Raw genomic sequence first — 12,808 nt, 5'->3', positions numbered from 1 at the left:
GAGTAAAGCAGGAGTTGTTGAGGGGAAAACCGATTTTAGCGAGTTGGCCGGGACACAGCAGCAAGACTCGGCTGGGCATTCAGCAGCAGGTGCGATCGCCCCATCCCGAGAACGCCGGAATTCTAGCTGGTATTTGGGCATTGATTTCGCCTCCAGCGGGCTGTCGGCGGCTTTGCTCGATCGCACCAGCGGCCAGTTGCACCCGATTTACTGGGAAGCACCGCAGGCTGAGGGTTTCGCTGCCGGCCCCAGCTTTCGGATTCCCTCGGCTGCGGTGCTTGCGGAAACAGCCTCAGGGAGCCCTGCACCGCAGGTGACAGTCAAGTCGGTGGGATTCCCACCCCTGGCTTTGCCTGCGGGAGAATTTTTACTGCAAAATTTTAAATTGCCTTTAAAGGTGGGCATTCCTTATCAGCGGGAAGCTGCTGGAATGTACGAACCGCTGTTGCAGTGGTCGCCCTTGCAGGCTGTTTCGATCGCCTTGCCGCTGCAAGGTGTGCGGGCGCTGCTGGCTACTTTGAATCCGAGGAAGCAGGGGCAAAAATTTGCCGGATCGGGGGAAGTTTTGGATTCTGCACCGAGGATGAATTTTGCAGGATTGCCAGTTTCTAATTTAATTTGTAGGGCTTCGGGACTAACGCCAGAAACTCTCGATGCGGCGCTTTTAGAATTGCGGGGTGTAATTTTGGGGACTCCGGCCGGTTGGTCGGATGCTTATAGGTTTAATTTGCGGGAAGCTGTTTTGGGCGCGTCTCTGGTGGCTTCGGGTTCGCAAATTTTTGTGGTGGAAGATGCGATCGCCACTTTGCTTGCTGCTGTAACTCCTGTGAAAAATGGCATGGAAGTCGAGTCGTCAGCCGTGGATTCTGCTAAGGACGGTGAAGAAGCTGCACTGCTGACTGTGAATGCTTCGTCTTTTAGCGGGGGAACTTTGATTTTGAATGCGGGGGCGGCGACGGTGGAATTAGCTTTAGTTGAGTTGCCGTCCAATCTTCAAGATTTAACTCGTGCTGATTTTACTTGCCACAGTTTTGCTTTTGCTGGCGATGCTTTCGATCAAGATATTATCTGTCAGTTGTTGGCTAAAAACGAAACTTGGGGAATGTCGATCGATTTGCCGCGTCCGGGACATCCAGATTTGCCGAACCGCTATCAATTGCAGCAGCGGTTACAAGGTTCTGCTTTTGGTCTGCAATTGTTAGAGGCGGCAAGGCAAATAAAAGTTATTTTGCAACATCAAAAAAGTTTTGCTTTGGATATTGACCAGCAGCATTGGGATGTGAAGCGCAAAGATTTGGAAAGTCTGGTTTTAGTGCCTTTTGTGCAGCAGTTGAACCGCGAATTGAATGCTTTGCTCAGCCGCGCGGGAATGTCGCCGGCGGGGATTAATCAGGCGATTTGTGCAGGGGGTATGGGTACTTGGCCTGCGATCGCCCGCTGGTTGCGACAGAAGTTGCCGAATGCGATCGTTGTTCAAGACCAGGAATTGCAGGTCGATCGAGATATTTTGGAAATTGACAACTCTGTATCTCAAAGTACAAATTTTTCCGAAAAAATTGGTCGAGTTGCCTGCGGGTTGGCGAGTTTGGCTCTTTATCCTCAAATTTTGGATGTGTCGCAGCAGCAGTACAGCGACTTTTTTCTGCTGTGGGAATTAATGCAGGTTTTGGGTGAGGAAACTCTGAGCTTTCAGGAAATTTTGCAGTTGTTGGAACGCCAGGGCGTGAATACCCGCACCTGTGAGCCCCGGGTTCTGCGGATTTTGGAAGGAAATTTGCCGGCGGGACTTGTGCCTGCGGAGGAAGATTTCATGCTGCTGGGCGAGGAGTCGAGGCAAAATCCCGATTGGGAAGCAATTTTGGCCGAGCCGCTTTTCTTTGAAGATGTCTCACTGGGTTATCGCTTGAATCTCGAACAAGCCTCTGTTGTTCGCGATTATTTAGGCAAACTCGCTTCTAGCAGCCAGCAAAAATTGTTAGAACCGCTAACAATTACTTGGGATGTTCGCACGGATACTTATCGCTAAACGGCAAAAAACCCGGTTTCTCAGTGGAATCCTCCCTGTCGTTCCCCGAACATTCCTAGTAGAAACCGGGTTTTTTGTGGTCAAGAGTAACTTTTTTATGTGAATTTACTTAAAATTACATAAATTTTATACTACCTTAGAGGAAATACACAGAAACTTTATAAAAATGTTGTTGCTTTTTAAAGATTTTGCAAAGCTCAGCATTTGAGGTTCTGCAGATTTGGGGTGGCGAATAAGATGGACGTAAGATCTCTTTAAAGTTGAGACTAATCAAATGAAATTTCCGATGGGTGCCTCTATATCATCAGTATTATCAGAAATGCTGTCCTTATTTCTGCAAAAATTTACTTACAAAGTTTGTGTATCAAGACAGCAGGTTCACCGATCCGTAACTAGCAAGGTAAAACGGTCGATCGATATTTTGGGCTCGCTGCTGGGACTGGCAATTGCTGTGGCGGTGGCGGTGCCGGTGGCAGTGGCGATGCTGTTGGACAATCCTGGCCCGCTGCTTTACAGTCAAGTCCGCTGCAGCTTCAAAGGGCGACATTTCAGAATGTGGAAATTTCGATCGATGGTTGTCGGTGCAGAAAAGCTCAAGCATTTAGTTAACAACCAAGCCAAGGGTCACATTTTTAAGAATGAAAATGACCCGCGAGTTACCCGCGTCGGCCGCTTTTTGCGGAGGACGAGTTTGGACGAGTTGCCTCAATTCTGGAATGTGTTAGCGGGGGAAATGAGTTTGGTTGGAACTCGACCGCCTACTCCGGATGAAGTTGCTGCCTATGACAATTTTCACTGGCAGCGTTTGAATGTTAAGCCCGGTATGACTGGGGAGTGGCAAGTTAACGGGCGTTCAGGAGTTAAAGATTTTGACGAGATTGTGCTGATGGATCTCGACTATCAGCGCAAATGGTCTGTTGTTTACGACATTAGTTTGATGTACAAAACGATTTGGGTTGTGTTGAGTAAAAACGGCGCGTTTTAGATAGTCAGGCTGTTTTGGGTTGTGTGTTTATTTTAAAACTTGGGTAAAAATAGGGTATTAAATATTTGGAAATGGGATTAAATATATGTTGCTAGAGTTAGCGATCGGTGATGCTTACGGTGCGGGTTTTGAATTTGCCGATCGGCAGACGATCGAATTGTACAACAATCTCAACGGCTACATACAACATCCCTGTCACGACATCCAACCGGGATGCTACACAGACGATACGCAGATGAGTTTAGCCGTCGCAGAAGCTATAGTCAGCCGAGAACCTTGGACGCCGGAACTTTTAGCCACCAAATTTGTTGCAGCTTTTCACCGCGATCGCCGAGTAGGTTATGCTGGTAAATTTTACAATTTTTTGCTACAAGTTCAAGACGGCAAAGAATTCTTAGAAAAAATTCGCTCCGCTAGCGATAAAAGCGGAGCGGCGATGCGAGCCGGGCCCATTGGCATTTTTCCTAGTATTGAAAAAGTCATCGAAAATGCCACCATTCAAGCTGCAATTACTCACAACACTCCCGATGGCATTAAAGCAGCTATAGCGGCCGCTTTGATGTCCCATTATTTTATTTATCAGTTAGGTTTAAAAAATAATTTGGGAAATTTTCTAGAAAAGCACGTTGCTGGTGAGTGGTCGATACCTTGGCAAGGAGAAGTCAGCACTAAAGGTTTGGTCTGTGTTAGAGCCGCTATTACTGCTGTCATGCGAAATGATAGTATGAGCAAACTGCTCCAAGATTGCATTGCCTTTTCGGGAGATGTCGATACAGTAGCAACTATTGCTTTAGCTGCTGGTTCCTGTAGCAGTGAAATTGCCCAAGACCTGCCAGAAAATCTGGTGCAAGGATTAGAAAATCAATCTTACGGCCTAGATTATATCATAGAACTGGATAAAAAATTGATGAACTGCATTGTTTAGTAAAGTGACTGCAAAAAATGTTAAATTAAGGGCAATCTTCGCAGAGTTGCCCTTAATTTTTGATTTTTGGCAACCGCGCCCGACATTCAGGACGTTCTTAATCACTGAAACGATTGTCCCCAATTGCATTTTTACATCCCTCTTATTCCTTATTCCTTCTGCTATGAATTTGCCTAATTTGATTACTTTTTCTCGCTTGCTGGGAGTGCCTTTTCTGCTCTACGGTTTGTACGACCCAAGCGCGCAAAGCCGCTGGATTTGCACCGCGATTTTTGTGGTAGCTGCGGCTACTGATTGGCTGGACGGCTATTTGGCTAGGAAGTTGAATCAAATTACCGATTTGGGAAAGTTTCTAGACCCTTTGGTGGATAAATTGTTGGTGCTCGCGCCGCTTTTAGTGTTGATTGAGTTGGGGAAAGTGCCGGCTTGGGCAGTGTTTTTAATTTTAGGTCGGGAGTTGACAATTGCAGGGTGGCGTGTTAATAAAACTACGATTTCTGGAGCTAATATTTGGGGCAAATTGAAGACGGTGAGTCAGATTGTGGCGATCGCACTTTTAATTGCTCCTCTATCTGAAGCATGGAATTTTCCCGCATTAATTGCTTTTTGGGTTTCTGTGGCTTTAACTTTGATTTCTGGCGCTATTTATCTGTGGCCGGAAAAAGCTGCTGAGCTTGACAAAGCCTAGTTCTTCCTTATTTTTTATTCTGTATAAGATAAAATCTAAAATCCAATGAACTTAGGAATTCGGGCTAAATTGTTGGCTAGCTTTGGAGCTTTGATAGCCTTACTCGCAGGTGTCGGGTTTGTTGGTTGGCGAAACACAGTTGAACTAGCACAAGATGCGGAGAAATTGTACGCATATCAAGTTAAGGGGACAGTTGCTCTAGCCAACTCCGAATCGGCTTTGTGGAAGCTGCGTTACGACTTCCCCCAATTTATTGTTCAACCAGAGAAGCGATCGGAAATTTTGGCCCAACAACCCAAGTTATACAAAATAATTGACGATAACCTACGAGAATATACTAAAGGTGAACTCACACCAGAAGAGCAAGTAGCTTTCAAAAAAGTGCAAGATGCTTATCAAAGGTATGTCGCAGCCAGACCTAGGTGGTTTGAGTTGCAGCAAGCAGGCAAAATTAAGGAAGCCGCAGAGTACCGCGCAGCTACGACAACTCCTTTTGGTGCCCAAACAGTTGATGACTTTTCAGCACTAATCGAACTCCAGCGAAAAGTCGGCGAAAAAAGACACGATCGCATTGAAGCGAAGATTGGGCATTTGACCGTGCTGCTACTGCTTACTCTCGTCTTCGCTTTGTTGTCTGCTGCATTCCTGACTGCGATCGTCACCCGTGAGATTGTTAACCCAATAGTACAATCTGTGAGGAAGATTGTCTCTTCTTCAACGCAAATCACGGCCGCCGTGGCTCAGCAGGAATACACTGTGTCTCAACAAGCGAATGCTGTGAATCAAACGACTGCGACGATGAATGAGTTAGTTGTTGCTTCGGGACTTTCAGCCAAGCAAGCAGAAGCATCAGCAGTCTCGGCTCATCAAGCGCTAACACTAGCTGATTCCGGTAATCAATCCGTAGAAAATACTATGAAGGGGATAGTAACTCTTCAAGAAAAAGTAGGAGCTATCACTAAACAGATTACCTATTTGAGCGACAATGCTGTTAAAATTGGTGGAATTTCTGACCTAGTAGCCGATATCGCCAACCAAACGAATATGCTGGCTCTCAATGCCACAGTCGAAGCAGTCCGTGCTGGCCAAAATGGTAAGGGTTTTGCTGTAGTTGCGACAGAAATTCGCCGACTAGCTGAGGAAAGCAAAAAATCAGCCGAGAAAATTAATGCTCTGGTCACAGAAATTCAAGTGGCGATCGACCACACGGTGATAGTAACGAATGAAGGAGCAAAAACAGCGGAGCAAGGTATTAAACAAGCTCAAGGGACAACAGAAATTTTTGCGGGTGTGGCAGATGCGATCGACAAAGTATTTTTGAACAACAAACAGATTTCTCTGAATGCTAACCAACAGGCGAGCGCAATTCAACAAGTGCTTGAGGCCATGAACAATGTTAACTTAGGAGCAACAGAAACTGAGAGTAGCCTTGCTCAAGTTAAACTCAGTACGCAACTCCTCAACCAAACCGCAGAAGAACTTAAAAACCTATCTTAGCAGAAGGAATAATGCCCTTCGGCTGCGCGATCGGTCAAGTCGCTCAGGGTAAAAAGAAATAAGAGCGGGTACGAGGGTCCCGCCCTACAAAAACAGGCTTCTGCGAGATTGTTTCGATTTAATAATGAGTACCAGATTTCCGGTAGTGCACCGCTGTCACGCCGTCATTTTTGAGCAAATGACCGTTGTCAATCGCCGCATAAACTACCCAGTGATCGCCGCATTCCATCCGACTTATCACTTTGCATTCCAGATAAGCTAGAGAATCAGTCAAAACGAGACAGCCGTTGCTAGCTTCCATTGTTTCGACTCCCGCAAATCTGTCTTCTCCCGGAGCAAAGTTTTTCATGAAATACTTCCGCAACTGTCGCCCTTCTGCTAAGATGTTGAGCACAAATTTATCTCCGGCGTACATCAAAGATTCGATCGATCGATCTTTCGCCACCGCAATCGTCACGCCGGGCGGATTAAACGTTGCTTGCGACACCCAGGAAGCCAGCATCGCACTGGTGACATCCTCCCGCTTCGCCGAGACTACGCACAGCGAACCAACGAGTCTCCCTACTGCTTGTTCAGTGCGATCGCTCCCTGCTGCTAACTGCGGTTTCGGTGCCCGCAATTTTTGCGATCGAATCAAAGCTTGAGCAAAATCCGTTCCCGTTTCTGTACACTCGTGAATCGTCGCAGCAGTCGGCTTAAATTTAGCTCTAATCGGTTCAAATCCGATGCGATAGCCGGCATCTTTCAGCTTGTTTTCCACTAAGTCGATCGCCTCTCCACTCCAGCCAAAAGAACCGAAAACCCCCGCTAATTTGCTCTTAGTTGCGGTAGATAAAACAATTCCCAAAGCAGTTTGAATTTGCGTCGGAGCGTGTCCTGCTAGCGTGGGAGTTCCGATGATAAATCCCGCACATTTTTCGATCGCCTCTTTAATTTCTCCCGGTTCGGCAAATTCGCAGTTGATACTTTCCACCGCAACCCCCGCCCTAGTAATTCCTTTGGCGATCGCCTGCGCTAAAGTAGCCGTATTTCCGTAAGCCGAAGCATAAATCAAAGCAACTGTCAAGTCTTTTGAATTTTGTTGCTGGCTCCATTCCCGATACAAATTGCTCAGTTCGTGGAGGCCGTAACGGACGATCGGGCCGTGACCTGGAGCATAAAATGCTGTAGGTAAATCGGCGAATTTATCCATTGCCGCCAGCACTTGTTTTGCCTGAGATGCGTGCAGGGAATCGTAATAATAGCGCCGGTCTTCGCTGTAAACGCTCCAGCCTTCATCGAATACTTGGTCGCCGCAAACGTGAGCTCCAAATAGTTTGTCAGTGAACACGATTCGAGTTTGCGGATCGTAGGTGCAAAGTTGATCGGGCCAGCGAGGAGTCGGAGTCGCGATGAATTTTAAGGCGTGACCTTTTCCTAAATTGAGAGTTTCTTCTCCCCGAACGACCATAATGTTTAATTCTTGGTCGGGAAAAGCGGCTCGTAAACTAATCGCCGCTGGATTCGTGCAAACCAAAGCTACTTGAGGAGCTAAGTCTAACAGAGCTTTAATTGTTACTGACCTGTTAGCATTGAAATGCCCCAAAATTATGTAATCCAGCTTTGTCAAGTCCACCCGTTGCTGCAAATATTCCAGGTAATTTTCAGTAAAAGATTCCCCCGGCGGGTCGAACAAAGCAGTTTTGTCAGCTTGAATAATATAGCTATTTGCTGTCGTACCCTTTTGCAGCGAATACTCGACTTCAAATTTTAGTCTGTCCCAAGTGCGCGATCGCACAATAAAAGTATCGAGTGCGATCGGGATAAACTGCACGTCGCGGGGTTTAGCATGAGATCCGAGCCTAGGAGTCAAAGTGTTAGTCATTAATTGCACCTATGAGAAACTGAACTACAGAACTTCTTTTGATTTCGTGCCAAAACTTGGTATCTACAATGTCAAACCTTGCACCTCGACCCTGTAAATTTGTATCCAGGTCAATCAAAAATTCCCTGGTTTTCAAATCGTCCCCAATTTGGATAAAGCTGACTCCAATTTCTTCATCTTTATCTATTTTATTTGCCGCACTTATCAGAATTTCGGCGACAGCAGCAGTCTTTTCTGGTTTTTGATCTAGGACTGCAACAATTATTGCTCCTTTCTTCCTAGTGGCATTTGTTTTGCTTCCGAAATAATCGCTGAAAGTTTCTTTCAGAGCTTCTTCCAAATTAATTGCAGTCGGGTTTGCTGAATCCAGTTCCGTATTTTGTCGCTGCAAAATTTCAGCTAACCGGGCAACATTTGAATTTTTATACTTCCACATAGGAGTAGAAGCTTCGTAAAGAGTGATGCCGTCGCTGTCAAATTCCTGACATTTTTTTGCTAAGTCGATCAGAGATGCCTGTGCTTCTACCCACTCCTCGTACCAAGGATGTTGGGGGTCTTTGCTGGCATCGCTTCTGGCAATAATAATTGTGTAATCTCGGTCTTCTAAAAGATTGGCAGGCATTGGCAATTCCTAAGAGTGAAAATGGAGAAACAAAAGGTAAGAAGATGCTGATGGCGCACCCTACGTTTAGAGATCGGTAAGGTTCGCCATCAGCACCCGAACTTCCTTCTTAATAGTGATTTCCCACTTTGCGGTGGTGAACTGCCGGCAGTGCATCGGGATTGGATACGCGACCGTTATCGACGATCGCATATACGATATGATGATCCGAAAGTTCCATCCGGCTGACTACTGCGCATTCCATGTAAGCCAAAGCATCTGTCAAAATCGGAGAACCGTTGGTAGCAGGTTGAGTTTTAACTCCGGCAAATCGATCGGCACCTGGAGGAAAACGCTTTAAAAAGTGCCTCATCAAGGTTTGATAATTGCCTTCTTCGAGCACGTTGAGAACAAATTTATCTCCCGCGTGCATCATCGATTCGATCGCCCGATCCTTCGCAACTGCTATTGTTAAACCCAGCGGTTTAAAACTTGCCTGCATTACCCAAGAAGCCAGCATCGCACCGCTAACCTCGCCTTTTTGAGCAGTAATGATGTACAGTCCGCCGCTGATTCTTCCTAAGGCTTTATCGAGGTCGCTGTCGAGAGATTTCATCTGTTTGACAGCCTTGTCCCGCGTCAGCCACTGTCCCAAGTCGGTGCCGGCTTCGTCGCAAAGTTGATAAATCGGTTCCGTCGGCGTTTCTTTAATTACAATGTTGGGAAAAGCTTCTTTTAAACCCAATTCTTTGAACTTGTTTCCCAGCGGGTAAATAGATACGTCATCGCCGCCGCCGGATTCGCACAAACCGAAAGATTGTTTGTTGTTAGCTGCAACTAAAATTGTGTTGATGGCAGCTTCGGCATTCGCAGCAGCAGTACCGCCACTCGGCGGCGAACAAATTACGATGCCGGCAGCATTACCGACAAGTTCCGCAACTTCTTGCAAGTCGGCGGTTTTCAAATCCATCATTTCCACAGCGACACCGGTTTTGGTGATACCGTGGGCGATCGCCTGACTGAGCCGATCGCTAAATCCGTAGTCGGAAGTGTAAAATACCGCTACAGTGGTTTCTGCCTTAGCTTGCTCTTGACTCCACTTTTTGTAGCGCCCGGTGAGTTCGACTACGTTGTGCCGCAGCAAGGGGCCGTGACCGGTCGCAACTGTACCGATTTCTCCCAATTCTGCCATCCGCTTCATCGCACTGAGTACCGATCGAGCATTGGGAGCCATCAAGCACTCATAATAAAAGTGGTAATCTTCCTCAACGGCTGCTAAATCGTCATCGAAGGTGCTGTCGGTACAGTAGTGCATCCCGAAAGCGTCGCAGGTAAACAGCACTTGAGTTTTGCTGTCGTAGCTGAAAATAGTATCGGGCCAGTGCAAGTTCGGCGCCGATACAAATTCGATAATGTGACCGTTTCCTAAATCTAGTTTGTCCCCATTTTTGACTACCAATCGTTCAAATGGTTGGTGTACAAGATTTTCTAAAAATTGAATTGCTACTTTTGCCCCCACGACAATCGCTTGGGGTGCCAGCGCCAGCACGTCTTTGACTAAACCGCTGTGGTCTGGTTCGGTGTGGCTGATAATTAGATAGTCAATCTCTTTGGGGTCAATTTCGCCCGTCAGAGTTTCCATGTATTGCTGGCGAAACTTCTCGTGCGAGGTATCGACGAGGGCTGTTTTTTCACCGCGAATGATGAATGAGTTGTAAGTTGTACCGTTTTTGAGTCCGAATTCGATGTCAAAGCGGTCTCTATCCCAGTCCAGGCATCGAATTGCCGTTGTGTCAGGGGCAATTTCGACTTTTTCCACCGTCAATCTGCGTTGGACTCGTTCAGTCAGCGCTACCATCAGTGCCTCCTTGTCTGTTACCCATTACCTTATTGTCTTCATTCTGACACGTTTTTTTTGTAAATCTTTATAAAATTTCTTATGAGGCTGTTAAGTATCCCAAAATTTATGGCATAAGGCAGTTCGGCAACGCGCACTGAATCGGGATGTAACGGATTTGAGGAAGAAGGAAAATTAAATAAAATCAATTTTTGGTCGATCGACAGTTGACAAAAAACTTATCTCTGTGGTATTAAAAATGAGTTTGAGCGGTTGGGCGATCGCCCCTTTAGAAGACTATCAGTCAAATGCGATGCTCGATCGCGCGGCGATTTGGATTAGGGACAATAACTCGGCATTTAAGTCAACCTAATCAAAAGTAAAACGCGATCGCGCTATCTTATCTCCGATTTCTTTAATCAGTCGGGGATTTGGGGATAATGATAGAAGAAAAAAAATTCTCAATCCACAAGCAACAATCTACTCATTAATGCAAAGCTATGTCTGAAAGTTCCTTTGAGAAAACTAATTTGAGTTGGCAATTAGGACAGTCGCAACAGCGCTTGCAGGAGTGGTGGGAACTAAAAACTGCCCAAAATATACCGAATGTCAAATTGCCATCTTGGTTTGATTCCCCGATCTTGTGGGCGATCGCTAAAGCAGCCTTTTGGTTAATCTTAGCATTGCTCGCAGTCTGGGCGAGTTGGCAGATTTGGCAACTGTCGCGTTTTTATATTCATAATTTTAAAAAGAGGAATCAAACAACTGATGGCAGTGCGAAACAAACAATTAAAGATTTGTCGGTAGCAGAGTGGTTGTTGCGATCGCAAAAGTTGCAGCAGCAAGGGAAATACCGCCAAGCTTGCCGCTGTCTTTACATGGCGATGTTGCATCGGTTAAATGATGCGGGAACCGCAGTTGACCAACCCAGCCGCACTGATGGCGAATATTTGCAATTAATCCAGCAATTACCCCAGCCAGTGCCTTACGAAACTGTGATAAGAATACATGAGCAACTATATTTTGGGAATACGGAAGCTGACGCCTCAATCTTTGAACAGTGTCAGCAAGCTTATCAACAAATTAAGGATTAAGTAGGTAAGCGCAAAAAAAATAATAATATCCAATCGATAATTTTAGGGGCGGGTTTTACCAACAATAATTGCCAAAAACCGACAATCTCAAAAACCCCCAGCCAATGGCAAATCGCCATCTAATTCTTTCCATATACAAGGGTTCAAGGTCGTACTCGAATAATGCGCGTAGCATCTAAGAGTACGACCTTGAAAGGGTGCTATCAGACCGGACTAGCAAATGGGTTGAAGGTGACGAAACTAGCACCAGCAATGGGATTCTGGTCGAGGCAGCCCACAATCAGCCCTGTAGGTGAATCCCATTAGTTGTCGGTGCCAGCGACTGTCACACAGCGAAGATTTCACCTGCGTACCTCACTTAATTGAAAAAAGCTGTAGTGAGGAATCAGACTGATAAAAAGCATTTAACTACTTGCGGGACATATTAGTAGAGCAAGGATTCCTCGCCCTACTAACAGCCTTAGATGAGAGTGATACTTGTTGCCGCTGTACTGCCGAAACTGTAGCCCGCAGTGGGGTTAGCAAGACCTAAGCGCACAATCCCATTATTGGTACTAAATGGGTTGTCTTGAATATTAAAGGTTTGGCTGAGTTGGCCGTTGGCGAAGGACAACGTGCCGCCAGTGGGGCCGCCCGGGTTAAGCAGGTAGTCGGTACCATATACAGGTGCAGGGCCGGTGCCTGGAGTACCCGCCAGAATAATATAATCAATCGATGCTGCACCTAAGCCGCTTGAGCGGGTAACTGTAACCGTTGTGCTGCCCCCCTGAGTGCCGATCGAGCCGTAATTAGACGCACTATACTGGAAGATATTGCCAGATGCACCGCTGCTACCGTCAATAATGTCTAGTCTTGCTGTTGACGGAGTGCCGACGGGGCCGTTGTTGAGATATAGGTTAACACTCTCAGTCATTTCAGGCACAGTATCAGGATTGACAAAGAGGTTGAACGTCGTGGAAGTTACCCCAGGGCCAAAGGTGAGTACACCAGCAGTAGACGCATAATCAACCGCACTTCCAGTTGATAGGGCGCTGCCGTCAAGAGTACTGTAGCTAATGGTTCCGGCAGCCGTATTGGGGCCGATGCGATTGACTGTCACCGTAGCAAGGCCAGATGATTCCGGAGTGGTGAAAGTAGCCGCACTAAAAACAAACTGGGTTGCTGTTGATGTTGCTGGAGTTGGAGCCGGCGTCGGAGTTGTCCCCGGAGTTGTCGCCACATCATTAATCGTCAAAATTGACGGACTACTGACATTGCCACCGAAGAGCACCAAATTCACCGTTTCCGCCGA

At 46.5% G+C, this 12,808-nt stretch carries 10 protein-coding genes; 6 read left to right on the top strand and 4 right to left on the bottom strand.

The window, feature by feature from the left end; genetic code table 11:
- Nucleotides 1-43: 43 nt before the first annotated feature.
- The 5 genes from QUA54_RS10795 (at nt 44) to QUA54_RS10775 (ending at nt 6,121) form a co-directional block, all read left to right on the top strand.
- Nucleotides 44-2,026 (top strand): hypothetical protein, encoded by a 1,983-nt coding sequence (locus tag QUA54_RS10795; protein WP_333414601.1) that lies wholly within the window; start codon nt 44-46, stop codon nt 2,024-2,026.
- Nucleotides 2,027-2,300: 274 nt separating this feature from the next.
- Nucleotides 2,301-3,011 (top strand): sugar transferase, encoded by a 711-nt coding sequence (locus QUA54_RS10790; RefSeq protein ID WP_333414599.1) that lies wholly within the window; start codon nt 2,301-2,303, stop codon nt 3,009-3,011.
- Nucleotides 3,012-3,096: 85 nt separating this feature from the next.
- The gene (locus QUA54_RS10785; protein WP_333414597.1) at nt 3,097-3,936 is read left to right on the top strand and encodes an ADP-ribosylglycohydrolase family protein; all 840 of its coding nucleotides are present in this window, start codon (nt 3,097-3,099) and stop codon (nt 3,934-3,936) included.
- A gap of 163 nt (nt 3,937-4,099) precedes the next feature.
- Entirely contained in the window at nt 4,100-4,624 is a 525-nt protein-coding gene (gene pgsA / locus QUA54_RS10780; protein ID WP_172185881.1) for a CDP-diacylglycerol--glycerol-3-phosphate 3-phosphatidyltransferase, read from the top strand.
- A 45-nt stretch (nt 4,625-4,669) separates the two neighbouring features.
- On the top strand, nt 4,670-6,121 hold the full coding sequence (locus QUA54_RS10775; RefSeq protein ID WP_333414595.1) for a methyl-accepting chemotaxis protein: 1,452 nt from the start codon (nt 4,670-4,672) through the stop codon (nt 6,119-6,121).
- Nucleotides 6,122-6,239: 118 nt separating this feature from the next.
- On the opposite strand, the gene QUA54_RS10770 is transcribed toward QUA54_RS10775, so the two are convergent.
- From QUA54_RS10770 to QUA54_RS10760, 3 genes are all read right to left on the bottom strand, one after another.
- Nucleotides 6,240-7,985, bottom strand: a complete 1,746-nt coding sequence (locus QUA54_RS10770; RefSeq protein ID WP_333414594.1) for a diflavin flavoprotein — start codon at nt 7,983-7,985, stop codon at nt 6,240-6,242.
- Nucleotides 7,978-8,607, bottom strand: a complete 630-nt coding sequence (locus QUA54_RS10765) for a hypothetical protein (protein ID WP_333414592.1) — start codon at nt 8,605-8,607, stop codon at nt 7,978-7,980. Before QUA54_RS10765 ends, QUA54_RS10770 begins: the two co-directional genes overlap by 8 nt.
- A 109-nt stretch (nt 8,608-8,716) precedes the next feature.
- Nucleotides 8,717-10,444 (bottom strand): diflavin flavoprotein, encoded by a 1,728-nt coding sequence (locus QUA54_RS10760; RefSeq protein ID WP_333414590.1) that lies wholly within the window; start codon nt 10,442-10,444, stop codon nt 8,717-8,719.
- A gap of 479 nt (nt 10,445-10,923) precedes the next feature.
- On the opposite strand from QUA54_RS10760, the gene QUA54_RS10755 reads away from it, so the two are divergent.
- Entirely contained in the window at nt 10,924-11,517 is a 594-nt protein-coding gene (locus QUA54_RS10755; protein WP_333414589.1) for a DUF4129 domain-containing protein, read from the top strand.
- 460 nt (nt 11,518-11,977) lie between these two features.
- On the opposite strand, the gene QUA54_RS10750 is transcribed toward QUA54_RS10755, so the two are convergent.
- On the bottom strand, nt 11,978-12,808 hold an 831-nt coding region (locus tag QUA54_RS10750; RefSeq protein ID WP_333414588.1), incomplete at its 5' end, for a Calx-beta domain-containing protein.

The organism is Microcoleus sp. MOSTC5 (genome assembly GCF_036701825.1).
GTDB lineage: Bacteria > Cyanobacteriota > Cyanobacteriia > Cyanobacteriales > Microcoleaceae > Microcoleus > Microcoleus asticus.
The sequence above is the reverse complement of the archived record's forward strand: the minus strand, read 5'-3'. Positions and strand labels throughout refer to the sequence as shown.